We start from the raw sequence: 24,978 nt of genomic DNA, 5'->3' as shown, positions 1-24,978 counted from the left end.
TTATTCTTTACCCTCATCTAGGCTATCGCTTTTAAACTTTACATTTAAAACTGTATTTCCGTTAGTTTTAATGTAGTCCTTGAGTTCTTCCTGGCTCATGGATGAAATAATTTTATTTATACTCTTTATGTATGGGTCACTTGACTTTGAATTTTCGTCCGAAGAAGAAAATTTAAAAACACTACTCTTTGGTTTTTCAAGTTCCCTAACCCTTCTGTCAACAGACCTTAAAGTTTGTAAAACCTCACTAAGGATATCACTTTCTGTACGTTCAGCAACTTGACCTGCATCTGGAGTACTAGTAATTACCTCATTGAATTCGTGCTCAAACTGCGGCCAATACGTTTCAAATACTTTATCCAGCACATGATCCTTCAACATCAACTCACCCAATGATGAGTTTATTGTTCGAATTAAACTATACACACCCTCTTTATTTGGGAGCGTATGATTAAACTGAGCCAGTGGGTTTCCAACATCTGTTGGATCAAGGTCAACTAGAAAAACGCAAACTCGGCTAGAAGAAAGTCCTTTTGCCAATGCGCCTGCCTCGAATAGAATCCATGGTTTTTCCTTGTTTTCTTTTGTAAGACAGACCACGCCGAGAGTTGATGTGTGGAGTTGACTTGCAATTTCTGTAAACCACAAAGCTCCTCTATCGATATCCTTACTTGACATCCAAGGTTCGCAAGCTTGTAATACACATTGAACCCACTCATCGAGAAGATCTGCTACTAACTTACTGCGTTCCCCCGACCAACTTAAAAAGAGTCTCGTTGACATGCAATCACCTTTTTAATTCAAGACATCATCATCTAATTAATCACAACCAAACAAAAATAAAATTATAATAAAAATATTTTTAAGTCCGCCTGTTTTCCAACATTAATTTCGCTTTCTCAATTACAATCTGATAGAATTTAGTGCGAATCCTTTCGCCTGAAGGACAAGGCTGTTGAGGCTTTGCATCCTGAATACTTAATTTTTCACACCATGCAACAACAGACAACTCATCTTCAGATGATAAGTCTAAATTATTTTTTTCAAACCATTGCCTAACTGTTGAAATAAATTCAGAATCTGACTCGCCTTCAAGTTTTTGCACTCTACTCGCAACATCTTTAATTTCACTTTTCACGCCAGAAACAACCTGCTCCAACTCATCTTGACGACGAATTGTATCTGCCAATACTCGAGCATTTTGCGCCATAATTTCCGCAGTTTGCGATAAGGCAGAACCTTGAGGTGCTTGTGGCGGCGGATAGAAACCATGCTTCGTCAATGATGGAACAACTTCATGATATAACCAACGTTGGAATTTTCTCCCCGCTTTGGATTTATCATTCCCCATTATTCTGTTTAAACCTGGCTGAGTAACGAATAGTTCCCTATCTTCATCAAATGCCGCTTTATCCGCAGGCATGGGGGTGTACTCATCCGTATCAAGATCTACTATCAGAGATTTAATTAAAGTAGGTATGTGTCTTGTCGGATTACTATCACCCAACTCTCTATTCTCTTTATTTAGAACTATAAGAATATCCTTAAGAGAGAAGTGCAAAATCCCTTCAATATAACAAGTTCTAATATCGCTAGAGCCGGAAGTCCCCTCATAGCATATGTTGACTAAGTTGTTGCTTTCGCTCATGTAGGCCTTCTGTTGTTATTTTAATGATTCTGTTATTATTTCATAGCTAAGTATCACTCAACTAAATAATCTGTAATACACTGCACTGCCATATCATACCCAAAACATACCGATGATTTGTACCCTGCACTGCACAAATTATTTCGCCAATCTTTTTGCTCTTTAGTTTCGGTCCCTTCTGTTGACTTCATCTCAATCCACAACCCCGCGTAGCCTCCACGTGGCAGCGCCAGAAATAAATCAGGAACCCCAGCCCTTAGCCCAAGTCGTTTCGCATCCCTTGCCGCCTTTGGCCCGCGTTTTCCCTCATTGGGGATATGGATCAGGTAATCCCCGATCCGTATGTCATCGATAACCGTTTTATCTGCCCATTCAATCAACGCCGCTTGCTCCTCCAGCTCTGGCTGGCGTCGCACTTTCTTGATTTTCCCGCCGCGGACTTCCAGCTTCGCTTTAGTTCCTACGGCTAAAATAGCGTCAATGCTATTTAAAATTTGCATTGTAATCATCTTTAGCGCGAACATATTGAATACGCATCCAACCCCAGACATTTTCTAATATAACTTTATGCCTAGGCTTTAGCTTTAACTCTACAAGAGCAATGTTTTTGAAGTCATCATATAACTTATCTGCACTATCACTTATCTCTTGATATGCATCTAATTTATCAAATTCATCATCATTAAAAGCCTTAGCTACTTCTTCTCCTCGCTCGTCAAATGCAGAAAGTTTTTCTAACGCTGCCTCAGTAAATATTAATGGTCCCAACCCTATTATCTTACTGAGTTTCTCGTGTGTACCCTCCGTTCTAATCCAAAAATTTTTCTCTTTTTCACTACTCAGAATATCGAAAGCAAGATTAGGGTCTTGATCTAAAAATCTCTCAGCAAATGCACTTTGATACACTATCTCATAATCTTTTTTAAAATCATAAAGGACATCAATTAGTTCAAGATATGCAGTTGCTTTTTTATCCCACCATTTCTCACGATAAAATCTGTATAACGCAAGTCTCATAGTTAACCACGCAATAACGATACTTATTAGTGCGCTAACTATAATTGTTTCAATATTCACTACTTGTTATCCCTATTCAAATAAAGTATCTCCATATCAAACCATATTCTTAACGTTTGATGAAGTGCATGCAGATAAGTTTACTCCAGTTCGCCTGGCTGCCAGTCATACGGTATCCGACCATCAATAACGTCATGACAACTGGAACAGCCAAACACAGCAAAGTAATCATCGCTCTTGTATCCCATGCCGTGGGTGCTACTGGGGAGGTGACAAAGAACCGTTGTTTCCGGGTTCCCATTGCAAATGCCAGGGACCAGCAGCGTGCAGCAGCGGCCCCGTGCTGAATCGCGCAGGGCTCTATTTCTAAATGCTGGTGATTTTCTCATAACTACTTTCTCTACATCACCTAAGCCATCATGAAAACCTATTTTTTTGGCATAACCTTGCCTAAAACCTCTGCGACAGCATTAGCTCCATCTAAAACTGATGGTATATTTTCAGATTTCATTTGAATCGGACTAAATATTAAGCTCTCGAAACTCGCCCATGAATCAGCCGAGTTTGTATTTTTCTCTCTCGTCTCAATATAACTCTTAATAAACTCACAAAGACTTAACCTCATGTCGATCTGAAGCATCTGAGCTTTAATTGAACCGACTTCCAAATAGAACAACCTCATTATATAAAATAGCAATATTTCCAATGTTACGAATGGAATATAAAATAGAAAATCTTTCCATTTAACTTCACCAGGAATCTCATGATAAAAAATAAGAATTACTGGTATACTTAACAGCGCGATTAATACCAACCACAATCGAACATAAGCATAGTTCTTCTCATTACCTTTTATCTTCCTCATACTTTCGAAAGCAGCACCTAATTCAACAAATTTAAATTGTGACTTATGTTCAGACAGCTTATCATTTACAATAGAGATCTCTTGTAAAAATGCACTCTGATTATTCAAGCACTCTTTAACACTTCTCTCAGCCTTCACGGTGTCTTCGAGCAACTTCTTAATATTCGAATCTTCGAGCCGTTTATATTCATCAGAAATTTTTGATATTTTATATCTATTTATGTCCGCTATCAAAACAAAACCAAGATAGCTAAGCCTTATGCCAGTCCAGCCAAATATATCATTGGCAATCAAGCTTATTTCACTTATTCTGCTTTGTATCGAAGGCAAACACTCAATGTAATCCTTAGTTCGAGAGGTTTCATTTAAAGATGAATTTGCCGTAAATGAAAAATACTCAACCAGTATCATTACCATATAAAACAAGACATTTATTGGATTTTTTTCTAACAGCTCGGAATTCAATTCATAATTTTCACTATTAACGCTTATTCTTGTGAACTCCATTTGCCTCGCAAATACTGAAGGGCGAGCCTCATATAACAATGACAGCACTCTACCACAATACAAAAAATAAGTATAAAACAGAGCATCATCTGGAACATTATCTTTTCGACCAGAGAGCACAGCTACGACATCATTTATTTCATCCTGTGATAATTTTTTTGAACACATATCCTCAACACTAGTAAGAATATTTTTTAGGTTTTTTAGAAAATCATCAAAAGCATCCATTTTTTATCCAATCAACTGGTAATAACATAAGATTACTAGAAAAAAAATAAAATTATACAAATCCACATTCGTAAATATATCATTCAACGTTTGAACTTAGAAGTATAATAACCGACTAATTAGCAAATCCATCTCACGTTCATCGGTGAAATGCTGCTGCAGCGTCTCGTTCCAGATGACACCGGTGACTCCGCTATAAACCTTGTCGAATTTCTCCTGGCTCATATTGACGAAGGTAATGCTCCAACGCTGTTTTAGCGTTCCGCCATCCGGATTGGCGACTAAGTCATAGAAACCGGCCTTCACCATGACGTGATTGAGCTAAGCCTCCGTTGTTTTCACGGCTTCAGCGTCAAAGCGGCGCTGGCGCTGCGCAGCAACACGCTGCAGCACTCTGTCGGCAATCAGCTTAGTGATGTTGTTCGCCCCCGCCACATCGCTGAGAAGCTCGGTATCAAATCCATCTCCATCGGAAATTACCTCTACTAACTCCCCTCTCGCTGCATACCAGCGCGGCTAAGGATCCCTATGTACGGACTTTTCTTCCTGCTCTGCCTGAGCGGGCAGCCTGAGTGTTACCGCTTTGAAGGCGTGGTATACCCAGACGAGGTGAACTGTCATCTCGATATCGAAGATCAAAAGTTGCCCACAGCGGATTACGCCTGCCAACCGGTCGAGACCGTAGCACTGATACCGGGGATGGAACAATGAGCAAAACACTGAAAGGGCACCGCATCCAGCGCTGGAAAGAACCGCTCTGCGATTCCAAGCTTTCTCCGTGCTGGCGCAAACGAGACCTCAAAAGCTACATCCGGCGTACCGCTGTCATTACCGCCGATTGCATGGTGTCGGAAATGGCGGAACACAACGCAAAGGTCGAATACGGGATCGACGGCTGGTCACCAGAATTTAGCTGTTGGTTCAGCAGTTGTAGAGTTAGGCCCGAGATACACTCAATGAAGAAGCATCAAATATTGAAATCGACGAGAACATTGAATGCGAAATTGACTGTTGAAACGACTGAACGGCAAATTCGTAAAATATCCGTCATGATGTAACTGGACAAATTAAAACGCCGGATTTCTCCGGCGCCCAGTTTGCTGACGAACGCTTTCGCGCCCCCTTCTCTGTACTTCTTTTGATATCTTCCCCGGGAAGGGGAACCTTTAAAAAGCTAAACAGGTTCCGCGGAGCAATTCAAAAATTTGGCCAAAATTAGCCTCCTTATGATTGCCTAAGAAGAAAAAACTGTGGTTATATTGTACCTACCGACGTAGCCATTTCAAGCTTTAATTTTCTTATAAAGGAGTAAGTTATGACGAAAGAACAAGAAATCTACAAAGCAATAAAATCCGCCAGAAGCAAAGCTCCGCTTGGTGAAAAAACGGCTGAACTACATCTCCAGTTCCTCAAATATGCTCAAGATTTATCTAGTATTGACCGAAAAGCAATATGTGAAGAACTAGGAATATCAATAACATATACTGCTGAAATTGGCAAAATGCGCAACATTGTTGATAGGTTGGTCAAGGCTGGTTTAGATGTAAACAAAATATAAGGAGGAAGGATTATGGATTTTATTGTCTATGGTGCTGGTCATAAAGGAAGCATCTTGTCTGGTACTATGCAAGACGGTATAGCTACCTTCATCACAGGTAATCTTGTAAGACGACGTAATACTGAAAGTAAAGATCCTGTTGAACCAATTGATCTATATGAGTCTTTTTCTATATCAGAATTTACAAGTGTGAATGGAAACACCTATTACTTAGCAACTCAAGACGATGGTAGCGCTAGCCTAAAAGACGAAGATATTGAGTTGATTATAAAAACCAAAAAACCTGTACCGGCTTTTTGACCTTACTTAAGAGACTGACTCACGGCTTGTGTGTATCCCCAGCTAGCGAAGTAAAATTATTCCGAGAGGATCATCTTGCTCAACAAATGGATAGCTTTAGATCGTTCTATCCCGCCCTTTCTTAATGGTTGCAACGTCTAAAATGGGATAATACTGTATATAAAAACAGTATAGAGAAATGCACCATGAAACACTTCTTCCCAACACCAACACCCGAGAAACAGTTCACTCCGCTCTACTACGACACTGTCCCAGCAGGCTTTCCCAGCCCAGCACAGGACTACGTGCACGCACGGATCGATCTCAACGACTACTGCATTAGTCACCCGTCAGCGACCTACTTTCTGATTGCGTCCGGGGAAAGCATGCTCGAAGCCGGGATCACCGATGGTTCCATGCTCGTTGTCGATCGCAGTATCGGTGCATGCCACGGTGACATAGTGATCGCAAGCATCGCGGGTGAATTCACCGTCAAGCGCCTTTGCCTGCACCCCGTCGCTCAGCTTGAGCCCATGAACCCGAAGTTCAAACCGATCCCCCTGCCAGATGGCGGCGAAGATCTGGATATCGTCGGTGTTGTCGTCTCAACGATCACAAGGCTGAAATAATGTATGCCCTGGCAGATGTAAACAGCTTCTATGCAAGCTGCGAAACGCTGTGGCGGCCCGACCTGCGTGGCCGCCCCGTAGTTGTTCTATCCAATAACGATGGTTGCGTTGTTGCTCGCAGCAAGGAAGCTAAGCAGTTAGGGATCAAAATGGGAGAACCCTATTTCCAAATTAAGCGAAACTTTGAGCGTGCCGGTGGCATCGCATTCAGCAGCAACTACGAGTTGTATGCCGATATGTCGATGCGCGTGATGTCTGTGCTCGAAGAGATGGCGCCACGTGTCGAAATTTATTCAATTGACGAAAGTTTTCTCGATTTGACAGGGGTCAGAAACTGCATCGCTTTGGAAACTTTCGGCAGCAAAGTACGCGCAAAAGTGCTGCGCGATACCGGCTTGACGGTGGGCGTCGGAATTGCCCAAACCAAAACCCTCGCGAAATTGGCAAATTACGCAGCTAAAAAATGGCTTCAAACCGGGGGCGTGGTTGATTTGTCTAACCATGAACGCCAGCGAAAATTAATGGCGTTAGTGCCAACGGCGGAGGTCTGGGGCATTGGCCGACGGATATCGAAAAAACTGCAGCTCATGGGGATAGAAACAGCGCTGCAGTTAGCTGATGCAAGTACGACGATGATCCGCAAAAATTTTAGTGTCGTGATTGAGCGCACCGTGCGTGAACTTCGTGGTGAGCCATGCCTTTCGCTTGAGGAGTTCGCCCCGACGAAACAGCAAATTATTTGCAGTAGGTCGTTCGGTGACTGCATCACTGAATATGATGCAATGCATCAAGCGATCTGCATGTACGCGACGCGCGCGGCGGAGAAACTGCGTGAAGAGCGCCAATACTGCCGGTATATCAATGCATGGGTTAAAACCAGTCCGTTCTCGATCAACGAGGAGTATTACGGCAATACGGCAAGCATCAAGCTCATCACCCCGACGCAAGATACCCGGGACATTATCGCCGCGGCTATTCGGTGTCTGGATGCCATCTGGCAACCGGGTCACCGGTATCAGAAAGCAGGCGTTATGCTGCAGGATTTCTACTCGCAAGGCATTGCCCAGTTGAATCTGTTTGATGAATTCCAGCCACGACCTAATAGCGAACGGCTGATGACGGTTTTAGACCACATCAACAAGTCCGGACGTGCGAAGGTCTGGTTTGCCGGCCAGGGTAATCACCAAGCATGGTCTATGAAGCGGGAGTTGCTTTCGCCGGCATATACAACACGGGTGTCAGACCTTCCACGCGCCCGCGTGTATTGACATCACAGCAGCGGATTATCGATCGGCTTTATGAGATCCGCGCTGTCGTTCCTAATGCTGCCAACGGCCCTTGAAACCGGATACCACGAGAATTTATCGGCAGGGGTGGCGCCGCTAGTGGCGAGCTCTTCGGCACGCGCAGAAGAGGTATCGGGGTTTAGCCATTCGCGGGCAGCCGCCGGCGGCAAAACTACCGGCCGCCGATCGTGAATATCCAACAACCCGGAATCACTTGCCGCCGTTACTATGACAAAGCCGTCGTCGTTCTGCTCAGCCTCTCTGGTATGAAATCGACTGATAGCCGCAAAGAATATCGGCCCACCAGCGTGGATAAAGTACGGCTGTTTCTTCTTCGGATCATCTGGTGACTTCTTCCATTCGTACCAGCCATCGGCTGCAACCAGCATGCGGCCATGCTCCCACAACGGCTTAAACATCCGGCTCCCTGCCGCCGTTTCGACACGAGCATTGATTACGGGCGGGCGCTTCATCTCAAGCCACCAATCAGGGCCATATCCCCATAGAACCGGATCCATATGGAGCAGGGTATCGCGCTGATTGATGAGCAGTACATGGGTACCAGGCGCTACGTTATAGCGGCCAATAGGCACAGTATCCAGAGCATCTGCATACTCGGGCTCAGAAGCCAAATCATCGAGATAGTCAGCCCTTGTTTGTACTTGGGCAAATCGACCACACATACAAAAACCTCATTGCGATAATAGGCAAAGTATAGCCCACACGCGATCGACCATAGCCCCTTCCTAATCACATTAGATAAACCATAATAAGGGCGTAACAGTGTTACGCCCTTCTCTTTTGAGGAGAATATAATGACAAAGTTACTCACACTAGAAGAATGGAGTGAAAAAACCTATGAGAGCAAACAGCCATCAATAAAAACATTACGCCGCTGGGCTCGTAGTGGCAACATTTACCCGGCGCCGGAAAAGCATGGGCGAGAATATCGGGTGAAACCGAATGCGATTTATATACAACCCAAGTCATTTAATCTTGCCAGGGCATTGCAGAAAACCGGAGCAATAGAAGTTCCAACGCTGATAGAGAGAATAATCAATGGCGAAAAGACCAGAAAAATACGACGCTAACTTACCTAAGAATCTCACTTATCGTAAGAAGTATAAATCGTTCTACTGGCGCCACCCTATCACGCAGCGAGAGCTTCCCTTGGGGCAAATTGCAAGAAAGGATGCCATTGCACAGGCAATCGAAGCGAACAACTACCTTGAGCAAAACTATCTGCCTAACGCACTCATAGATCGCCTTAAAAGCCGTAAAGACATTTCAACACTTAATGCGTGGCTAGATAGGTACGAGGTAATACTTAGCCGGAGAGAGTTAAAACCAAACACTATAAAAATTCGAACTAACCAGTTAAAAATCATTAGGTCACTAATGGGCAACTGTCTGCTGCCAGAAATAGACACTCGCCAGATAGCTGAGTATTTGGAGTCATTTAACTCTCAGGGTAAAAAATCAATGTCAACGGCAATGCGTTCAGTTCTATCGGATATATTTAGGGAGGCAATCGTGGAAGGTAGAATAAAAACAAATCCTGTGGAAGCAACTAGAGCCCCTCGCATTAAAGTTAAGCGTGAACGTCTAAACTATGATGAGTACACAAAAATATATTTAGCAGCGAGTGAGCAACCTCAATGGGTGGGATTTGCCATGGAGATAGCACTTATCACCGGCCAAAGGCGAGAGGATGTTGTTCTCATGCGTTTTACAGACATCACCGACGATCGACTGCATGTCGAACAGGGTAAAACAGGTATGCGCATTGCCATCCCTTTAAGCCCACATCTTGAAGCGGCAAATCTTCGCTTGGGGGATGTAATAGAGCGCTGCCGAGCCTCGCATGCTTCAAACTACATTATCAACATCACGCGGCGTTCTAAGAAAGGTGATACATCGTTGCACCCTGACGCTTTAACCAAAGCGTTTGTGAAAGCCAGGAATACCTCAACGTTGGATCTTGGTGACAATCCACCAACATTTCACGAGATCCGCAGTCTCGCGTCACGGCTATACAGTATGGAAAAAGGGGAAGAGTTTGCGCAGCGCCTATTGGGCCACAAATCAGCTCTCATGACGAAGAAATATCTCGATCCCAGGGGAAAGGAATACGTATTTGTCTAAAAGACCGGATATAGGATTTCGTGGAAATTTCGTGTATTTTCGTGGGTGGGTGAAATTTTACCTTATAAATCAAGCACACAAAAAAAGACCGAATACGATTCCTATATTCGGTCTAGGGAAATGGCTCTTGGGAGAGAGCCGTGCGCTAAAAGTTGGCATTTTGTGCAAAGCTTGTTCAGCCGTGCACTTTAAGAGTAGCTTACCGCGCTATTTTTGCCAGCCAGCACAGGCTCGGTGATAGTTTCATGAAGAAATTAATTCCGCACAATTTTTCACCACAGAGTTGTCTCAAACTAAGCCATTGTGTGATAAGCGATTAGTTAGCGCAGAGCTTCTCGGCACGTTCACGGTACGGCTCAACACTCATTTTCTTACCGGGGTTGGCGGCGTCATCCAGCAGGATGACATCCAGCGGCTGGGCACGCTGCTGCCCTGCTTTCACCTGCGCCTCTGCGGCCGCATTGAGCGGATACTGCATCAGTGTGCTGTTGTTGAGTACGAACAGTGCGCCGCCACTGCGGCATTGAAGCGTCACTTCTTCTTTGGTGAACGCCCACTGCTTACCGTATTCCAGTTTGGTGATGTTAACCAGTTGGTCTGCCGCCAGCGCACCGGTCGCGGTTGCCAGCAGCGTCATGCCAAGTAATACCGATTTCATGTTATGGCCTTAAGGTTGCTATTTGATTCAATTTTCCCGCAGTTGGGGGGCATCCGGCAAGCCGGAATGTTACACCGGCGCATAAGTTGCAAATAAACTGACCAGCAGCAGTACACCCGCCCCCAACCCCACCTCAGTCCAACAGGCGAGTACCAGCCCACGCTGTGCCAGCCGTGGCATGCTGCTCATCGCTGGGACGATGGCATAGCGGTTAGCCAGTGCGACCATCACCATAAGCGCCACTAATGCGGTTTTGAACAACAGCAGGCGTTGGTATGGGGAGTCCACGTTCAACGGCCAACTGCCGAGAATAATCAAACTGTTAATCACACCGGTTAACACCACTAGCGCTACCGCCAGGTGGCCCCAGCGTGAAAAACGAATCAGCGTGGTGACGGCATCGCTGCGGCTCTGCGGTTGGGCCAGATAACGCAGGCAGACCAACAACGGCAGCAGGCTGCCAAACCAGTAACCGGCTGCCAACAGGTGCAATGCGTGGTTAAAACGGTGCAGGACACCGAGTATTCCCTCATGCATTGCCGCGTGGCCGATAAACGCCATGCTAACCAGTAATAATGTAGAAAGCAGTGCCAAGAGTTGTGTACGACGCGGTTCTGCCAGCCACAGGCTCAGCAGCGCCAGTAATGAAATGCCCAGGTGCCATCGCCAGACTTCGCCGAAGGTCGTACCCAGCACCGCCCACCAAACCTCCAGGCGCCAGGTATCGGCCCAACCGTCCCCCATCTGCCCGGCTTGAATAGCCAATAATGCCACGGCGGAAAGCCCGGCAAGCCAGGTGCAAGAGACCAACAAGGGACGCACATCACGGGTGAGATACGGGGAAAGGCGCTGCGGCGACAATAAGGCGGTGAATAGGCTGGTGCCAAACATCAGCATCACCGCCGCAAAGTGCACAAAGCGACACAGGACAAACAGGGTCGCCAGACTCATGGATCAGTTTACGGTGAAGCTGTACTGGCCTTTGGTTTTATGACCGTCGACCGAGACTACGTGCCAATTAACGTTGTATTTACCGGCAGCCAGCTCACCTTCGATAGGCAGGTTAACCTGGGTATTGTTGTTCGCGTCGAGCTGCAATTTACCGGTTTTCACTTCAGCGTTGTTCGGCCCGGTGATTTTAATGCCGCTAAAACTAGGCTCAATACCTTCAGAGAAGTTCAGCGTCAGCACTTTCGGTGCCGGACTCACGCTGGCATCTGCTGCCGGTGTTTCAACTTTCAAATGAGCATGTGCTAAAGCCTGCTGTGAAGACAAACCAACAAACAGCACAAAAATGGTGGAAAGCAGGCGATAAGAAGAACGAATTTTACCGATCACAGTGATATCCCTTAAAGCAATAATCGAGGGTAATAAGGGTTAAGGCTAACCGCATGGGCGATGTATCAGCAGCCCCAACCCACCGCAGATGATTGCGCCACGGGTAAACAGAAGAAGAATAGGATTATGATAACCCACTGTTTTAACTCTCTACCATCCCTGTAGCGTATCACGTCAAATGATAACGAGTGCCATTCAGCAAGTCGAGCAGAACACTGGCATTTTGCGATCCAGTAGCACATATCGCTGTAAAGCCACGACAACTACAGGGCATAAAAAAACCGCGCACCGGGCAGACCGGGACGCGGTTTTAACAACAATAATTAGACCTGGCCGTTACCGTTCTCGCCAGCTGCACCCATTTTCTTCAAATCTTTATCGATGAAGAACAGTGCGTTGCCGCTATTGCCCACCAGCGCCAGTTTATCCAGCACGGATTTGAACAGCTTCTCTTCTTCGTGCTGTTCAGCAACATACCACTGCAGGAAGTTAAAGGTAGAGTAATCATGCGCAGACATTGCCGCGTGCGCCAGCTCGTTGATCTGGCGGGTAATCAGTTGCTCATGCTCGTAAGTTTGTTGGAATACATCAGCCAGGGATGCAAATTCAACAGGCGGCGCAGCAATGGTACCCAGCAGTGGCAAAGCGCCTGTGTCGCTCAGGTATTCGAACAGACGTTGCATGTGCTGCATCTCTTCCTGAGAGTGTTCTTTAAGGAATGCAGCGGCGCCTTCAAAGCCTTTATCGCTGCACCATGCGCTCATTTGCAGGTACAAGTTCGCGGAGTAGAACTCCAGGTTCAGTTGCTCATTCAGCTTCTTGGTCATTTCAGGCGTCAGCATAATCATTCCTTTATTTTGCAGGTATCAATTTAATTTTTCCGCATTATGCCTTGGTAAAAACAAAATAAAAACACTTGATTTACATCATCAAGGATTTAATTTTAAATTGATTAAAAATCAACGTGTTAATTTATTTTCTGTTATATGTTTAAATTATTATGATAACTATTTACATCCGTACATTTAATCAAAAAACGAATCATTCTTATTTGAAAAAATAAATAGATTGCATTGCCATTGGTGCAATAAATAACCTTCCGTATCCTACGTTATTATCTGCGGATATCCCCCTCTGCGCTTCGGGCTTGCCAAGTGCCTCTCGGTGCATTACCTTCTGCGCTGATCCAATGCGGTAACAAGTAAGGAGAATACGGTGGGTTACAATCTGGCAGAGCTTTCCAAAGAAGAGATGGACAAGGTGAACGTTGATCTCGCGGCGTCTGGCGTGGCGTTCAAAGAACGCTATAACATGCCGGTAATCCCGGAAATGGTCGAACGCGAGCAGCCAGCGCATCTGCGTGACTATTTCCGCGAACGCGTGGCGCACTACCGTGTTGAATCACACAAGTATTCACGTCTGCCGTACGAACCGAAATCCAAATAATAAAGCCCGCCTTTATGGCGGGCTTTTGGTCATTTGCCGGCAAACTTATCGGTCGCCAACATCAGCTGATGCAGGATGCCCGGCTCATCAAAGGAGTGCCCCGCACCCTCGACGATATGCAACTCGGCTTCTGGCCACGCTTTCGCCAGATCCCAGGCGTTTTGCACCTGACAGGCCATATCGTAGCGGCCGTGAATAATCACTGCTGGAATATGGCGGATCAACGGGACGTTACGCAGCAGCTGATCGTCGCTGTCCAGGAAACCCAGATGAGTGAAATAGTGGTTTTCAATGCGGGCAAAGGCCAGCGCAAAGTCATCCTCACCAAAGGAAGCCGACTCACTGCTTGGCAACAAGGTGACGGTCTCCCCTTCCCACACGCTCCACAGCTTGGCCGCCTCAAGTTGGATCTGAGGGTCCGTTGACGTCAGGCGCTGGCGATAAGACGCAATCACGTCCTTGCGCTCTTCCGCTGAAAGAATCGACAGCACGCGTTCCCATTTTTCCGGGAAGAAGCGCGAAGCGCCGTCCTGATAATACCAATGCAGCTCTTGCTTACGCAGGGTGAAGATACCGCGCAGCACCATTTCGCTGACACGCTGTGGATGGCTTTGCGCATAGGCCAAAGCCAGCGTAGAACCCCATGAACCACCAAAGACCAACCATTGATCCACACCGGCCATTTCGCGCAGCCGTTCAATGTCCTGCACCAGATGCCAGGTGGTGTTGTTATCCAGACTGGCATGCGGCTTGGAACGGCCACAGCCGCGCTGATCGAACAGTAACACCTTGTAGCGCTGGGGATCGAACAGCTGGCGGTGATAAGGCGAAATGCCGCCGCCCGGGCCACCATGGATAAAGACCGCTGGCTTGCCGTTCGGGTTTCCGCTCAGCTCCCAGTAGATCCGGTGGCCATCTCCAGTGTCCAGCCAACCGCTGTCATATGCTGCTAACGGCGGGTACAAACCTCGTAATTGTTCCATGGCGCTTCCGTCTCTCAGTGGGTCATCCCCTCATAAAAGCTGAAGCCGCCCATTTGGTCAACGGTAAAACCCGAAAACTCCTACCCTACCCAACAAGTTATGGTTCGTTTGCTTAAAATGAATACGACCTGCCGGCAAAATAACGGCAGGTCGTAGAGAACCAGAGGTAAACTTAACCTCTTTTACGCAAATGCGGTTCGCGCATTTCCTGCGCAGTTTTTGCTTCAATGCTTAGTTCCGCTGTTGGCCGCAACAACAAACGTGCCAAACCAATAGGCTCTCCGCTTTCACGGCAATAGCCGTATTCGCCGTTATACAAACGCGTTAGCGCTGCGCTAATTTTCGGCAGCAGACGGCTTTCACGATCCAACTGGCGGAATAACAGCCGCAAATCCTCTTCGCGGGCAGCTTTGTCTGCTTCGTCACCGGACACTTCACCGCTGTCGATATCCCGCTTCAGCGCATCAATGTGCTGCAACAGTTTTTGTTGCTCGTCCAGCAAGCGCTGGCGGAAAAATGCCCGCTGCGCCGGATTCATGTAATCAGACTCCGGCATAGCCAAAAGCTGCTGCGGGTTTAACAAGGTCACAACGTTCATTGCGCTCTCCGGCTATTACTTAATTGTTATATTATAACATACCATAATTTTAAAGCAGCCCTTCATCAGAAACAAAATTACGCAGATAAACAACCAATTAGTTAAATCAGCTGCTTTCATGCTTGCATCCATTAGGCATAAGGAGGTTAATGGTTGAGCAACCCACCCAACCATAGGTAACTGAGAGGCCATCATGAGTAAGGGAATGGATAGCAAAAAAAATGCGAAGAAGAAGCCGTTGAAAACCCCCGCAGAGAAACGCGCAGACAAACGCGCTAAGAAAGGCCAGACTTCCGGCGAGTAAGCGAACTTCTAACCGTAGTTAAACCCGCCATGGCGGGTTTTTTATTGCCTGAAACTGCCCCCTTTCAACGGTTGGCATAGCCGCGTCTGGCAGTTAAGCTAAACCTGTGCAGTCACCCTGAGGAAACCATGAATTTACGTGTAATAGACACTGAAACCTGCGGGCTGGAAGGCGGCGTGGTAGAGGTGGCCTCTGTTGATCTGATCGACGGACAAATCGCCAACCCAATGAGTGACCTGGTCAGCCCCGACCGCCCCATTAGCATTGATGCAATGGCCATTCACCATATCACCGAGCAAATGGTTGAAGGGAAACCGCGTATCGCAGTCGCAATCGGGCGCTATTTGGGCAGTTCCTACTATGTTGCGCACAATGCGGCTTTTGATCGCGGCGTACTGCCGGAAATGAGCGGTGCCTGGATATGCACCATGAAGCTGGCGCGGACTCTGTACCCAGACATCAAATACGGCAACCAATATCTGCGCTATGCGCTGAACCTGGACGTGCAACTGCCGCAAGACACCACATTGTACCCACATCGGGCACTGTATGATTGTTATGTGACCGCCGCATTGCTGCAACGCATTATCAAGGATTCAGGTTGGACGCCGGAGCAAATGGCGCAAATCACTGAACAGCCGGTGCTGCTGAAGAAATTTAAGTTCGGTAAGTATCGTGGGCAGGAAATAGACAGGATCGCGCAGGAAGATCCAGGCTATTTGCGCTGGATGCTGAAATCCATCGAAGATCTCAGCCCAGACATGAAGCACACGCTGAAATACTATCTGATCGGCTGAAAAAACGGGCAGCACTCGCTGCCCGCCTGAAGGTTACTCCGCCAACGCCAGAATAAAGGCGTATTCCAGCGCAATGTCTTCATAGGCCTTGAAACGCCCAGACTTGCCGCCGTGCCCTGAATCCATATCGGTATACAGCAACAACAGGCGATCGTCGGTCTTTAGATCGCGCAGCTTGGCAACCCACTTGGCCGGCTCCCAATACTGTACCTGGGAATCATGTAGCCCAGTGGTGACCAGCATATGCGGATAATCCTGCGCCTTCACTTGATCGTACGGGCTGTATTGCTTGATATAGTCGTAATACGCGGGTTCATTTGGGTTGCCCCATTCGTCGTATTCCCCGGTCGTCAGCGGAATAGATTCGTCCAGCATCGTGGTAACCACGTCGACAAACGGCACCTGCGCCACAATGCCATTAAACAACTGGGGCGCCTGATTGATCACTGCACCCATCAACAATCCACCCGCACTGCCGCCCATGGCGAACACCCGTTTAGCGTCACCGTAACCTTGGGCGATCAACGTTTCTGTCACGTCTATAAAATCGTTAAAGGTATTCTGCTTTTTGAACAGTTTGCCGTCTTCATACCACAATTGCCCCAGTTCCCCACCACCGCGAATATGTGCCAGAACAAAGACAAAACCGCGGTCCAACAGGCTTAACCGGCTGGCGCTGAAGGCGGGATCCATGCTGCTGCCGTATGAGCCGTAGCCATACACCATCAGTGGGTTGCTACCATGTACAAAACTATCGTGGCGATAAACCAGTGAAACCGGCACGTCGACACCATCACGCGCCTTCACCCATAGCCGCTCACTGCGGTAATTTTCCGGGGTGAAGTTTTTCACTTCCTGCTGTTTGAGCATCACGCGCTCACCGTTGTCGAGATTGAGCTCATACAACGTGGTCGGTGTGGTCATCGAAGAGTAGCCATAACGCAACAGCTCGGTTTCTGGCTCAGGGTTGTACGCCAACCAGGTTGTGTAGGTCGGGTCGTCGAAGGCAATACGTTTCTCTTCACCGCTCTGCCAGTGAATTTGGCGCAGTTGAGTCAGGCCCTCGCTACGCTCCTCCACCACCAGCCAGTCACGGAACAGGCTAAAGCCTTCCAACATCACTTCAATGCGTGGGGCAATCAGCGTCTGCCACTGCGCTTCGTCTGCCTGTTCGCTTTGATACAGACCGAAGTTTTTGCCGTCCTTGTTAGAACGGATATAGAAATGCTGGTGATAGTGATCGATACCGTATTCATGATCCTTACGGCGCGGCACAAACACCTGCGGTGCGCTGTCGGCGCGATCGGCGTCCAACAGCAGGATTTCCGAAGTGGTGGTACTGCTGAGGTGGATCAAAATAAAACGTTCGGAGGTGGTTTTTTCCAGCCCGACGTAGAAGGTGTCATCCAGCTCTTCGTAGATCAGCGTGTCATGCTGCGGATCCGTACCAACCACATGACGATAGACCTGGTAAGGCAACAGCGTTTTGGCATGTTTACGCACGTAATACAGGGTGGACGAGTCGTTGGCCCATTCAAAGCTACCGGACGTGTTTTCCAACACTTCGTCAGCCCAGGTATCGTTGCTGAGGTTTTTGAAACGAATGTCGTACTGTCGACGAGAGAGAAAATCTTCTGCAACCGCTAGCTGTTGGTTGTCAGGGCTGACTTCCAGCCCACCTAAGGTATAAAACTCGCGCTGCTCGGCACGCTGATTACCGTCAATCAGCGTATCCCAATGTGTGTTTTCTGCCTCGGGCTGACGGACGTAAATGGCATATTCATTGCCGGGTTCGAAACGCGTCTGATAGCGGTAGCCGTGTCTGACGTAAGGCACCGAATGTTCCTGCTGAGGAATACGTGCCACCATCTCTTCATACAACGTTTCGCGTAACGCCTGTTGCGGTTTCAATGCCGCGTCAGTAAAGGCATTTTCCGCCTGCAGATAATCCAGCACCTGCGGGTCTGCGCGCTCATCGTCGCGCAGCCAATAATAGTCATCAACACGCGTGTCGCCGTGCGTAGTGATAGGATAAGGACGTTTCTCTGCCTTAGGGGGTGTCATCATTGCTAAATCATCCGCTTACCTTGATTACGGCAAGAGTGACACGATTCCCCCCGGCTTGCCAAGCGGCGCTATGCCAGCTCGCGTTTTTTCTCATTCACGTCGTTTTCAATGCCCTGCTTAACATCCGCCGGGATCTTCAACGACTGCGCCAAAGCGTCAAGATAACCGCGCTCCATAAAGTGATCGACGTCGATCACCATGCAGCTCAGGTAATACACTTCTAGTGCTTCGTCTTCATTTTTCACGCTTTGGGCGATCAGGTCCGGGTTCAACGGTTGATCGATAGCTTCTTGCACCCATTTTTGCGCTTCCTCGCCTACCTGCAATTGTTCCAGGCTGTGATCGATGGCGAGTTTTTCTTCCGCATCAATATGGCCATCACTCTTGGCGGCAAATACTAAGGCTTGCACCAAACGCTTGGCGCGCAAGTCCACCGGCGTGGTCTGCAAACCAAACTGCGGTTCACTCTGATGCGTTTCTTTCACCCGCTGTTTGTATTTATTCCACAGCACCGCCCCCACCGCTGCGCTGCCGCCAATAATCAACGCGTTCTTGCCGAATTTCCCCACCAGCTTGCGTGAAGACTTATTCGCCAATAAGACACCGACAAGGCCCCCCAACGCGGTTGGGGCCAGCAGTTTGCCGATACCTTCTGACCCGCCAATTGAACCGGCCTTTTGCCCAATCATCGATTGGATCTGTTGCATCCAGTTATTTTTCATAATCACCCCTTTGCGTAGGAAACGAGGCGCAGGCATATGAAGCCCAGACCGCCGGTAAACCGTCAGATTAGGGGATTTTTTGTCAATTTACGTATGGGGGATGAAAACCTGTGTAGCAAGACATTGGCGAGGGAGGAAAAGCCGGCTTCACCCTTAAGTGCAAGCCGGCCAGCGGGTGTTAAGGCTGTTCGTCCTCTTCACCCGGCTGCTCGTCTTCCTGTTCGTATTCTGCCAGTTCGTCACGCATTGCCTGGATAGACTCGCGAGCCAACAGCGACAACGTCCGGTAAAAACCGGTGGTGGCATGAGCTTCTACTTTGCCGAGGAAACGACCGCACCACGGCAACAGGTACTCGTCAAACAACGTGATTTGCGCCTGCACTTCGTCTTCCTGTGACTGATCTTCCAACCAGGAAGCCGCCAACAGCAAAGAACCAAAATGATCAGCGGGTGCTTCGCTCAGCGGCATACCGCGTTGCTGCAAGAATGTACGCACTTCTGCTTCAGACGCCCCTTCAACATAGGCAGAGCGGTAAGGCGAGACACTGCATTCACTGCCGACAAACATCGCGTTGAAATCAGTGGACAGTTGATTGACATCACAACCTTGTTGCAGACGTACCAGCAATTCATCCTGCTCCAACGGCCAGTGTTGTTTCAGTTTGCCTTCTTTGATCAGCGTGAACAGCGGCACCAACAGCGGATCCTGCGGCTGACGGTAAAACAGCGTACCCAGCACGCGGCAAACAACGGAAAACTCATTCATGATAATGCCTTATACAATACGGAAAAATTTGCCGGGACGATGTCACAAATCGGCCAGTTCCGCAATCGCCGGCTTGCCACGCCGCTCGAGAAAGTCCAACAGACGCCGTGGGCTGACGTTAAGGATACGTTCCTGCGGGAATTCCACCTCAGCAATAATGCGCTCGCAGTGTTCAAAACCGCCGAGCGAGAAAGCTATGTGTGAATCCGAGCCTAACGCCAGCCAGCCGCCGGCATCACGCACCGCGGCTGCAATCGCACGGCAGTTGTCTTCGCTGCCCTTGCGCGAATGGGTGAACGACGAGTTATTCAGCTCAAGTGCCACGTCGTACTTCGCCGCCGCCGCCGCCACCGCCGCAATATCAATCGGGTATCTTGGGTTACCGGGGTGGCTGATAATATGCACATCTCCCTGTGCCATCGCGGCAATCATCGCTTCGGTATTGGCCGCTTTATCCTGCGGTGCGAACACCGGCTCATGGAAACCGGCGATAATCACGTCGATTTTATCCAGCATCGGACCGGTGCAGTCGATATCGCCCTGCAGATTTTTGATGTTGGCCTCGATACCGCGCAGAATGCCCACGCCATCCACCAGACGCGGCCACACGTGCATGTTCATAAAGTGCCAATAATGCGGTGCATCGGCCATATCCGGGCCGTGATCGGTGATGGCGAAAAGTTTGATGCCCTTTTGCTGGGCTTCGACGATGTAATCATGCAGCGTGCTGTAGGCGTGGGTGCTGGCGACGGTGTGCATATGTAAATCAACGGGGTACATTGCTTCTCCTTCTGGGCGGCCTGCCTGGAGTACAACAGCAGGCGGCGGTTTCTTATATTTAGCTTAGCAGGTGCATCACCGAAAGATCAGTAGCCACGTTCCACATCCACCAACCCGGCAGGCACTTGCCCGGCCTCAAGCGCGAGGATGTTTGCCGCTATCTGATCCATTGCCACTTCCGGCAACGTGATGGCAGCAATATGCGGGGTAATGGTGACACGCGGATGACGCCAGAACGGATGCGTCTGTGGCAGTGGCTCGTTGACGAACACATCCAGCGTAGCGGCGGCCAGTTGACCTTGCTCCAGCGCCTGCAACAAATCATCTTCAACCAGATGCGCACCGCGAGCCAGGTTAATCAAATAAGCCCCTGGAGCCAAGTGCGCGAACAGTTGTTGATTGAGGATCCCGGCGGTCTCCGGCGTATTGGGCAAGAGATTGATCAGCAATTGCACACCATCTAAAAACGCGGCGCGCTGCTCTGTTCCAGCAAAGCTCTGCACGCCGTCGATCTGTTTTGGGCTGCGGCTCCAGCAACGCACGTTAAAACCAAACGCCGTCAGCTTCTGCGCCACGCTTTTCCCCAACACCCCGGCACCGAGGATGCCAATAGTGAAGTGATCCTGTTGATGAGGATCGAGCGGCCGCCACTCCTGCTGCTGCTGCAGCAATTGATACTCGTCAAAACGGCGGAAATAACGCAACACGTAACTCAGTGCATATTCCTGCATCTGTTGTGCCATGCCGGTATCCTCAAGACGCACCAGCGGCACACCTGCCGGCAGAGTACCGGGATGCTGGCGCTCTTGATCCAAGATAGCGTCGACGCCCGCCCCCAGGGCAAAGACCCCTTTTAGGGCTCCACGGTGAGCCAACATCTCGTGCGGCGGTCGCCACACCAATGCGTAATCCGCCGGGCGATCGTCGCCCGGTTGCCAGGCGCGCACCCTCACCTGCGGCAAACGTTGCGATATACCTGCTATCCATTCCTGGGCATTAAAGAAAGGGTGATAAAAAAGGATGTCCATCTGCACAGCTCCTGTCTGTTTTTATGTATTTGCAACCAGACTTCCGCGATTCGCTGCCAGATGCAAGTGTTAAAGCCCAAAATGAAAACAGCCCCGACCAGTGGGGCTGTTTTTTAGACTGCGGGATCTCAGGCTGCAACAGGAGCGTCGTGCCGTATTAACCGCCGTAACAGTGGGATCAAGATTAACATCACCACCCCAACGCCTGCGGCTCCCCAACCCAACGCGCTGAACACCTCGCTGTAACCGGGGTTGGTCAGCGCAGGGGTGCTGCCACTGTTCTCAGGCATTAGTCCGGAGACGTAACCAGCCAATACCGAGGCAACACCGGTAACCATCATCCAGCATCCCATCATTACGCCCTGATAACGCGGTGGCGCCAGTTTGCCGATCATCGCGTAGCCGATCGGTGAAATCATCAGTTCGCCAATGCTCTGCAACACATAGCTGATGACAATCCATTTAAATGCCACCAACCCATCACCACCGGCCAGGCTGATGCCTAGCGGCAGCACCAGCATGCCCAGCCCGATGCAGAACAGCGAACCGGAGAACTGCATTGGGATATCAATCTTGCAACCACGTGCTCGCAGGCGATTAAACCACCAGGCCATCAAGGGTCCGCCCACCACGATCACCAGCGTATTGATGTTCTGAATCCACTGAGGTGCCACCTGAATACCATAAACGTTCAGGTTGATATTGTGTTCGGAGAACAGCATTAACCCCATCGGGGCCAACTGATACAGCGCCCAAAAGACCAGAGAACCCAGCGCCAGAATGAGATATGCAGTCATCCGACGACGTTCATCACGCGGATGATGACGTAACGTAACCACACCCAGCATCAGGAAAATCAACGCACCGAGGCCAATAACAAAATGACCACTGAACTCCGCATGGGTCAGCATTACGCGGATGATCGGCACCAGTAGCACCAACACGGCTAACCCGACCAACATGCGCCAGCGGTACTGTGAACGAGTGGCATCGTGCAGTGGCGTGTTGAGATCGGCCAGGATGCGCCAGCGGCTGACGGCAACGATAATCGCCGCCGCGTTGCCCAGGGTAGCAAACAGGAACAGCGCGCGATAATTTTCGGTCAGTTGGAAATAGCCGGCTACGGTAAAGCCGACAAAGAACCCCAGGTTCATCCCGGCGTAGTTCCACAAAAAGGCCGCTTCACGTCGATCGTCGTCCGGCTTAAAGCGCTGGGTCAACATCATATTAATGCAAGTGACGTTCAGCCCGCTGCCGGTCAGGAACATCGCCAATCCCCAGTAAAGGCCCCAGACGCCTGCCACTGCGATCAACGCGCAGCCGATCACCTGTAGCACCATACCCAACACGAATAAGTTGCGGTTACTGAGGAAACGCCCGCCCAGGTAACCCCCAAACATATGCAACCCATAGTTGAACGCACCAAATACGCCCATCATGGCGTTGGCGTTGCCTTCGCTGAAACCCAGACGCTTGGTGGCATAAAGCACCAGCGTGGAGTACAACACGGCAAAACCCAGCGTGGCGAAGATTTGGATAAAAAACAGTGCCCCGGCACCCGGGGGGATGGCATGACGCTGCGGCGCCGCCGTTGTGGAGTCCGATGAAGTCAAAGTGAACCTCTGCTGCATTATTATTTGATAGATCAGTCCCTGTCTGTGTTATCGCCAGTGCAATGCCCGGCAACCTGCGCGGGGTGTGATATTCCTTGCCAAAACCCCACGTCAGCACCCTTCCATTTAGCGACACATATGACTAATAATCCAGTATTAATGCATATATCAGCACCAGAGCTAATGCCATTGCTGGTATATTGAGCTAACCCACAGTGAAATGTACAAATAATAGTCTTAAAGATAATTTAGCCCCGTAATCATCTTGAAAATCTGTGCCATCCGACTGTCTATCGCTCGGGAAATCAGCAAATTGCTGCAAGTTTAGCTAAACAGTCATGGTTATGTCACAAGAGGGTTGACGCTGGGATCAGATTCTCCTACATTAGCGCCCGTCGACAACGCAATGCGTTAGCGATGAAGTAAAACGGTGAGGTGTCTGAGTGGCTGAAGGAGCACGCCTGGAAAGTGTGTATACGCGAAAGTGTATCGAGGGTTCGAACCCCTCTCTCACCGCCATATTTTAAAGAGAGAGCCTGGACTAACGTCCAGGCTTTTTTTTGCATGTTATACAGACCGAGAGGGGCGAGAACCCTCGACAGGGTTTGACAAAACGCATGCGTTTTGGACCGCCAAAGGCCGCCCGCAAGGTGAGCGCAGCGAATCAAGCCCTCTCTCACCGTGCTAATCTAAAGAGAAAGCCTGAACGAAAGTTCAGGCTTTTTTTGTTGTCTGCATTACAGGGAATTCTGACGGGGGATCCTCCGCACATGCGGTTTGCCGCAGTTTTCAGCAAAGCGAACACAGGTTAAGCGGACGCGCCGAATCGCAGAAATTCTGCTTGACCGGATCGCTCGCTCTCCCTATAGTACCGCCCCGTTGCAGCAGTGAGTACGCAACGACAAAATACGGTGAGGTGTCTGAGTGGCTGAAGGAGCACGCCTGGAAAGTGTGTATACGCGTAAGTGTATCGAGGGTTCGAACCCCTCCCTCACCGCCATATTTTAAAGAGAGAGCCTGGATTAACGTCCAGGCTTTTTTTTTTGCATGTTATACGGACCGGGAGGGGCGAGAATCCTCGACAGGGTTCGACAAAACGCATGCGTTTTGGACCGCCAAAGGCGGCCCGCAGGGTGAGCGCAGCGAATCAAGCCCTCCCTCACCGCCATATTTTAAAGAGAGAGCCTGGATTAACGTCCAGGCTTTTTTTGTCTGCAATCTGCCTCAGTGCGTGCGGCTAGCCGCCATAGATGGCTGCATCACGGCACGGCGCCAGTCACCCGGTGTTTGACCGTAGTGGCGTTTAAAACTGCGATTGAAAGATTGTTGCGAGTCGAAGCCGAGTGAAATCGCCACGCTGACGATCGGCTCCCCGCTGTTAGCCAGACGCTCTGCCGAGACCCTCAGCTTCTGCATACGGATATATTCCCCCAGCGCATAGCCGGTTTGGCGTTTGAACATTCGCTGCAAATGCCATTTGGAATACCCGGCGCGGCCCGCCACAGTATTGATATCCAGCTTCTCTTCCAGATTGTTATCAATCCACTCAATCAAATCCGTAATAAAACCCGTGCTGTTCATGCTGACGCTCCCATGACATTGGCAGGTAGATCCGCTGCCCGATATGGATACGTTGCAGCAGTTTCGCACTAAATGCAATTTTTATTATTGCATTTAACGAAGGGGCACTTCTATAATCCAGCCAATTAATGTACC

General features: G+C 49.0%; 30 protein-coding genes, 2 tRNA genes, 1 other RNA gene and 1 pseudogene. 13 read left to right on the top strand and 21 right to left on the bottom strand.

Going from position 1 to position 24,978, the window contains the following annotated elements; genetic code table 11:
• The 7 genes from JOE25_RS03920 to JOE25_RS26540 form a co-directional block, all read right to left on the bottom strand.
• Window positions 1–783, bottom strand: a complete 783-nt coding sequence (locus JOE25_RS03920; RefSeq protein ID WP_209632811.1) for a toll/interleukin-1 receptor domain-containing protein — start codon at window positions 781–783, stop codon at window positions 1–3.
• A 79-nt stretch (window positions 784–862) separates the two neighbouring features.
• Window positions 863–1,648 carry a hypothetical protein gene (locus JOE25_RS03915; RefSeq protein ID WP_209632810.1) on the bottom strand — a complete coding sequence of 262 codons (786 nt, stop codon included), beginning with the start codon at window positions 1,646–1,648 and terminating at the stop codon, window positions 863–865.
• A gap of 53 nt (window positions 1,649–1,701) precedes the next feature.
• The gene (locus JOE25_RS03910) at window positions 1,702–2,148 is read right to left on the bottom strand and encodes a VRR-NUC domain-containing protein (protein ID WP_245209689.1); all 447 of its coding nucleotides are present in this window, start codon (window positions 2,146–2,148) and stop codon (window positions 1,702–1,704) included.
• Window positions 2,132–2,725 carry a hypothetical protein gene (locus JOE25_RS03905; RefSeq protein ID WP_209632809.1) on the bottom strand — a complete coding sequence of 198 codons (594 nt, stop codon included), beginning with the start codon at window positions 2,723–2,725 and terminating at the stop codon, window positions 2,132–2,134. The genes JOE25_RS03910 and JOE25_RS03905 overlap by 17 nt, the downstream gene beginning before the upstream one ends.
• 80 nt (window positions 2,726–2,805) lie before the next feature.
• On the bottom strand, window positions 2,806–3,054 hold the full coding sequence (locus tag JOE25_RS03900; protein ID WP_209632808.1) for a DUF1364 domain-containing protein: 249 nt from the start codon (window positions 3,052–3,054) through the stop codon (window positions 2,806–2,808).
• A 38-nt stretch (window positions 3,055–3,092) separates the two neighbouring features.
• Window positions 3,093–4,265, bottom strand: a complete 1,173-nt coding sequence (locus JOE25_RS03895; RefSeq protein WP_209632807.1) for a hypothetical protein — start codon at window positions 4,263–4,265, stop codon at window positions 3,093–3,095.
• Between the two features lie 96 nt (window positions 4,266–4,361).
• A complete protein-coding gene (locus tag JOE25_RS26540) occupies window positions 4,362–4,574 on the bottom strand; it encodes a DUF1367 family protein (protein WP_245209688.1) in 213 nt (70 codons plus the stop codon).
• 219 nt (window positions 4,575–4,793) lie between these two features.
• On the opposite strand from JOE25_RS26540, the gene JOE25_RS03885 reads away from it, so the two are divergent.
• From JOE25_RS03885 to umuC, 6 genes and pseudogenes are all read left to right on the top strand, one after another.
• Window positions 4,794–4,976: a hypothetical protein gene (locus JOE25_RS03885; protein ID WP_209632806.1), complete on the top strand. Its 183-nt coding sequence runs from the start codon at window positions 4,794–4,796 to the stop codon at window positions 4,974–4,976.
• Window positions 4,973–5,280 (top strand): annotated as a pseudogene (locus JOE25_RS03880) (hypothetical protein). The gene JOE25_RS03885 and the pseudogene JOE25_RS03880 overlap by 4 nt, the downstream one beginning before the upstream one ends.
• A 300-nt stretch (window positions 5,281–5,580) precedes the next feature.
• Window positions 5,581–5,823, top strand: a complete 243-nt coding sequence (locus tag JOE25_RS03875; RefSeq protein WP_209632805.1) for a transcription factor — start codon at window positions 5,581–5,583, stop codon at window positions 5,821–5,823.
• Window positions 5,824–5,835: 12 nt separating this feature from the next.
• Window positions 5,836–6,123: a hypothetical protein gene (locus tag JOE25_RS03870; protein ID WP_209632804.1), complete on the top strand. Its 288-nt coding sequence runs from the start codon at window positions 5,836–5,838 to the stop codon at window positions 6,121–6,123.
• Between the two features lie 185 nt (window positions 6,124–6,308).
• Entirely contained in the window at window positions 6,309–6,731 is a 423-nt protein-coding gene (umuD, locus tag JOE25_RS03865; RefSeq protein WP_209632803.1) for a translesion error-prone DNA polymerase V autoproteolytic subunit, read from the top strand.
• Window positions 6,731–7,999, top strand: a complete 1,269-nt coding sequence (gene umuC / locus JOE25_RS03860; RefSeq protein WP_209632802.1) for a translesion error-prone DNA polymerase V subunit UmuC — start codon at window positions 6,731–6,733, stop codon at window positions 7,997–7,999. The genes umuD and umuC overlap by 1 nt, the downstream gene beginning before the upstream one ends.
• Window positions 8,000–8,001: 2 nt before the next feature.
• Here the strand turns inward: umuC and JOE25_RS03855 are convergent, their stop codons facing one another.
• Window positions 8,002–8,700: an SOS response-associated peptidase family protein gene (locus JOE25_RS03855; protein ID WP_209632801.1), complete on the bottom strand. Its 699-nt coding sequence runs from the start codon at window positions 8,698–8,700 to the stop codon at window positions 8,002–8,004.
• Window positions 8,701–8,832: 132 nt separating this feature from the next.
• Here JOE25_RS03855 and JOE25_RS03850 point away from each other — a divergent pair, with 132 nt between their 5' ends.
• Window positions 8,833–9,108 carry an excisionase gene (locus JOE25_RS03850; protein WP_209632800.1) on the top strand — a complete coding sequence of 92 codons (276 nt, stop codon included), beginning with the start codon at window positions 8,833–8,835 and terminating at the stop codon, window positions 9,106–9,108.
• The gene (locus JOE25_RS03845; RefSeq protein WP_209632799.1) at window positions 9,077–10,162 is read left to right on the top strand and encodes a tyrosine-type recombinase/integrase; all 1,086 of its coding nucleotides are present in this window, start codon (window positions 9,077–9,079) and stop codon (window positions 10,160–10,162) included. The genes JOE25_RS03850 and JOE25_RS03845 overlap by 32 nt, the downstream gene beginning before the upstream one ends.
• A 316-nt stretch (window positions 10,163–10,478) precedes the next feature.
• Here JOE25_RS03845 and JOE25_RS03840 read toward each other — a convergent pair whose 3' ends face one another.
• From JOE25_RS03840 to ftnA, 4 genes are all read right to left on the bottom strand, one after another.
• The gene (locus tag JOE25_RS03840; protein WP_037420318.1) at window positions 10,479–10,820 is read right to left on the bottom strand and encodes a YebY family protein; all 342 of its coding nucleotides are present in this window, start codon (window positions 10,818–10,820) and stop codon (window positions 10,479–10,481) included.
• 69 nt (window positions 10,821–10,889) lie between these two features.
• Window positions 10,890–11,771: a copper homeostasis membrane protein CopD gene (copD, locus tag JOE25_RS03835; RefSeq protein WP_209632798.1), complete on the bottom strand. Its 882-nt coding sequence runs from the start codon at window positions 11,769–11,771 to the stop codon at window positions 10,890–10,892.
• A gap of 3 nt (window positions 11,772–11,774) precedes the next feature.
• Window positions 11,775–12,158 (bottom strand): CopC domain-containing protein YobA, encoded by a 384-nt coding sequence (gene yobA, locus JOE25_RS03830; protein WP_209632797.1) that lies wholly within the window; start codon window positions 12,156–12,158, stop codon window positions 11,775–11,777.
• A 323-nt stretch (window positions 12,159–12,481) separates the two neighbouring features.
• On the bottom strand, window positions 12,482–13,000 hold the full coding sequence (gene ftnA / locus JOE25_RS03825; protein WP_209632796.1) for a non-heme ferritin: 519 nt from the start codon (window positions 12,998–13,000) through the stop codon (window positions 12,482–12,484).
• Window positions 13,001–13,373: 373 nt separating this feature from the next.
• Here ftnA and JOE25_RS03820 point away from each other — a divergent pair, with 373 nt between their 5' ends.
• The gene (locus JOE25_RS03820) at window positions 13,374–13,604 is read left to right on the top strand and encodes a DNA polymerase III subunit theta (RefSeq protein WP_037420309.1); all 231 of its coding nucleotides are present in this window, start codon (window positions 13,374–13,376) and stop codon (window positions 13,602–13,604) included.
• 29 nt (window positions 13,605–13,633) lie between these two features.
• On the opposite strand, the gene pip is transcribed toward JOE25_RS03820, so the two are convergent.
• Window positions 13,634–14,587 (bottom strand): prolyl aminopeptidase, encoded by a 954-nt coding sequence (gene pip / locus JOE25_RS03815; protein ID WP_209632795.1) that lies wholly within the window; start codon window positions 14,585–14,587, stop codon window positions 13,634–13,636.
• A gap of 172 nt (window positions 14,588–14,759) precedes the next feature.
• Entirely contained in the window at window positions 14,760–15,185 is a 426-nt protein-coding gene (dksA, locus tag JOE25_RS03810; RefSeq protein ID WP_209632794.1) for an RNA polymerase-binding protein DksA, read from the bottom strand.
• Between the two features lie 432 nt (window positions 15,186–15,617).
• Between dksA and exoX the strand changes: the two genes are divergently transcribed.
• On the top strand, window positions 15,618–16,286 hold the full coding sequence (gene exoX, locus JOE25_RS03805) for an exodeoxyribonuclease X (RefSeq protein ID WP_209632793.1): 669 nt from the start codon (window positions 15,618–15,620) through the stop codon (window positions 16,284–16,286).
• 33 nt (window positions 16,287–16,319) lie between these two features.
• On the opposite strand, the gene JOE25_RS03800 is transcribed toward exoX, so the two are convergent.
• From JOE25_RS03800 to JOE25_RS03775, 6 genes are all read right to left on the bottom strand, one after another.
• Complete coding sequence (locus tag JOE25_RS03800; protein WP_209632792.1) at window positions 16,320–18,353, bottom strand: prolyl oligopeptidase family serine peptidase; 2,034 nt, start codon at window positions 18,351–18,353, stop codon at window positions 16,320–16,322.
• Window positions 18,354–18,421: 68 nt separating this feature from the next.
• A complete protein-coding gene (locus JOE25_RS03795) occupies window positions 18,422–19,075 on the bottom strand; it encodes a DUF533 domain-containing protein (RefSeq protein ID WP_209632791.1) in 654 nt (217 codons plus the stop codon).
• A 178-nt stretch (window positions 19,076–19,253) separates the two neighbouring features.
• The gene (locus JOE25_RS03790; protein WP_209632790.1) at window positions 19,254–19,841 is read right to left on the bottom strand and encodes a molecular chaperone; all 588 of its coding nucleotides are present in this window, start codon (window positions 19,839–19,841) and stop codon (window positions 19,254–19,256) included.
• A 42-nt stretch (window positions 19,842–19,883) separates the two neighbouring features.
• The gene (locus JOE25_RS03785) at window positions 19,884–20,621 is read right to left on the bottom strand and encodes a phosphatase (protein WP_020826369.1); all 738 of its coding nucleotides are present in this window, start codon (window positions 20,619–20,621) and stop codon (window positions 19,884–19,886) included.
• A gap of 86 nt (window positions 20,622–20,707) precedes the next feature.
• Window positions 20,708–21,649 (bottom strand): glyoxylate/hydroxypyruvate reductase GhrA, encoded by a 942-nt coding sequence (ghrA, locus tag JOE25_RS03780; RefSeq protein WP_209632789.1) that lies wholly within the window; start codon window positions 21,647–21,649, stop codon window positions 20,708–20,710.
• A 128-nt stretch (window positions 21,650–21,777) separates the two neighbouring features.
• A complete protein-coding gene (locus tag JOE25_RS03775; protein WP_209632788.1) occupies window positions 21,778–23,280 on the bottom strand; it encodes a peptide MFS transporter in 1,503 nt (500 codons plus the stop codon).
• Window positions 23,281–23,691: 411 nt separating this feature from the next.
• Here JOE25_RS03775 and JOE25_RS03770 point away from each other — a divergent pair.
• The 3 genes from JOE25_RS03770 (at window position 23,692) to JOE25_RS03760 (ending at window position 24,430) form a co-directional block, all read left to right on the top strand.
• Window positions 23,692–23,781: transfer RNA gene (locus JOE25_RS03770), tRNA-Ser, on the top strand.
• Between the two features lie 391 nt (window positions 23,782–24,172).
• Window positions 24,173–24,262: transfer RNA gene (locus tag JOE25_RS03765), tRNA-Ser, on the top strand.
• A gap of 47 nt (window positions 24,263–24,309) precedes the next feature.
• A non-coding RNA gene (locus JOE25_RS03760) (RtT sRNA) lies at window positions 24,310–24,430 on the top strand.
• 56 nt (window positions 24,431–24,486) lie between these two features.
• Here JOE25_RS03760 and JOE25_RS03755 read toward each other — a convergent pair.
• Window positions 24,487–24,843 (bottom strand): helix-turn-helix domain-containing protein, encoded by a 357-nt coding sequence (locus JOE25_RS03755; RefSeq protein WP_037423795.1) that lies wholly within the window; start codon window positions 24,841–24,843, stop codon window positions 24,487–24,489.
• Between the last annotated feature and the right edge of the window lie 135 nt (window positions 24,844–24,978).

This window comes from Serratia sp. PL17 (assembly GCF_017832355.1).
GTDB lineage: Bacteria > Pseudomonadota > Gammaproteobacteria > Enterobacterales > Enterobacteriaceae > Serratia.
Note: the sequence above shows the minus strand (reverse complement) of the source record. Positions and strands in the feature narration are given on the sequence as shown.

What these genes read in the sequence shown, in the direction of transcription:
- copD (WP_209632798.1), bottom strand. Translation starts at nt 11,771, where the DNA reads ATGAGTCTGGCGACCCTGTTTGTCCTGTGTCGCTTTGTGCACTTTGCG.
- JOE25_RS03845 (WP_209632799.1), top strand. Translation starts at nt 9,077, where the DNA reads ATGGCGAAAAGACCAGAAAAATACGACGCTAACTTACCTAAGAATCTC.
- JOE25_RS03915 (WP_209632810.1), bottom strand. Translation starts at nt 1,648, where the DNA reads ATGAGCGAAAGCAACAACTTAGTCAACATATGCTATGAGGGGACTTCC.
- JOE25_RS26540 (WP_245209688.1), bottom strand. Translation starts at nt 4,574, where the DNA reads ATGGTGAAGGCCGGTTTCTATGACTTAGTCGCCAATCCGGATGGCGGA.
- JOE25_RS03800 (WP_209632792.1), bottom strand. Translation starts at nt 18,353, where the DNA reads ATGATGACACCCCCTAAGGCAGAGAAACGTCCTTATCCTATCACTACG.
- JOE25_RS03900 (WP_209632808.1), bottom strand. Translation starts at nt 3,054, where the DNA reads ATGAGAAAATCACCAGCATTTAGAAATAGAGCCCTGCGCGATTCAGCA.
- JOE25_RS03790 (WP_209632790.1), bottom strand. Translation starts at nt 19,841, where the DNA reads ATGAATGAGTTTTCCGTTGTTTGCCGCGTGCTGGGTACGCTGTTTTAC.
- JOE25_RS03840 (WP_037420318.1), bottom strand. Translation starts at nt 10,820, where the DNA reads ATGAAATCGGTATTACTTGGCATGACGCTGCTGGCAACCGCGACCGGT.
- JOE25_RS03755 (WP_037423795.1), bottom strand. Translation starts at nt 24,843, where the DNA reads ATGAACAGCACGGGTTTTATTACGGATTTGATTGAGTGGATTGATAAC.
- JOE25_RS03875 (WP_209632805.1), top strand. Translation starts at nt 5,581, where the DNA reads ATGACGAAAGAACAAGAAATCTACAAAGCAATAAAATCCGCCAGAAGC.
- umuD (WP_209632803.1), top strand. Translation starts at nt 6,309, where the DNA reads ATGAAACACTTCTTCCCAACACCAACACCCGAGAAACAGTTCACTCCG.
- umuC (WP_209632802.1), top strand. Translation starts at nt 6,731, where the DNA reads ATGTATGCCCTGGCAGATGTAAACAGCTTCTATGCAAGCTGCGAAACG.
- exoX (WP_209632793.1), top strand. Translation starts at nt 15,618, where the DNA reads ATGAATTTACGTGTAATAGACACTGAAACCTGCGGGCTGGAAGGCGGC.
- pip (WP_209632795.1), bottom strand. Translation starts at nt 14,587, where the DNA reads ATGGAACAATTACGAGGTTTGTACCCGCCGTTAGCAGCATATGACAGC.
- JOE25_RS03910 (WP_245209689.1), bottom strand. Translation starts at nt 2,148, where the DNA reads ATGCAAATTTTAAATAGCATTGACGCTATTTTAGCCGTAGGAACTAAA.
- JOE25_RS03855 (WP_209632801.1), bottom strand. Translation starts at nt 8,700, where the DNA reads ATGTGTGGTCGATTTGCCCAAGTACAAACAAGGGCTGACTATCTCGAT.
- dksA (WP_209632794.1), bottom strand. Translation starts at nt 15,185, where the DNA reads ATGAACGTTGTGACCTTGTTAAACCCGCAGCAGCTTTTGGCTATGCCG.
- JOE25_RS03850 (WP_209632800.1), top strand. Translation starts at nt 8,833, where the DNA reads ATGACAAAGTTACTCACACTAGAAGAATGGAGTGAAAAAACCTATGAG.
- ghrA (WP_209632789.1), bottom strand. Translation starts at nt 21,649, where the DNA reads ATGGACATCCTTTTTTATCACCCTTTCTTTAATGCCCAGGAATGGATA.
- JOE25_RS03775 (WP_209632788.1), bottom strand. Translation starts at nt 23,280, where the DNA reads ATGCAGCAGAGGTTCACTTTGACTTCATCGGACTCCACAACGGCGGCG.
- JOE25_RS03785 (WP_020826369.1), bottom strand. Translation starts at nt 20,621, where the DNA reads ATGTACCCCGTTGATTTACATATGCACACCGTCGCCAGCACCCACGCC.
- JOE25_RS03795 (WP_209632791.1), bottom strand. Translation starts at nt 19,075, where the DNA reads ATGAAAAATAACTGGATGCAACAGATCCAATCGATGATTGGGCAAAAG.
- JOE25_RS03895 (WP_209632807.1), bottom strand. Translation starts at nt 4,265, where the DNA reads ATGGATGCTTTTGATGATTTTCTAAAAAACCTAAAAAATATTCTTACT.
- JOE25_RS03885 (WP_209632806.1), top strand. Translation starts at nt 4,794, where the DNA reads ATGTACGGACTTTTCTTCCTGCTCTGCCTGAGCGGGCAGCCTGAGTGT.
- JOE25_RS03870 (WP_209632804.1), top strand. Translation starts at nt 5,836, where the DNA reads ATGGATTTTATTGTCTATGGTGCTGGTCATAAAGGAAGCATCTTGTCT.
- ftnA (WP_209632796.1), bottom strand. Translation starts at nt 13,000, where the DNA reads ATGCTGACGCCTGAAATGACCAAGAAGCTGAATGAGCAACTGAACCTG.
- JOE25_RS03920 (WP_209632811.1), bottom strand. Translation starts at nt 783, where the DNA reads ATGTCAACGAGACTCTTTTTAAGTTGGTCGGGGGAACGCAGTAAGTTA.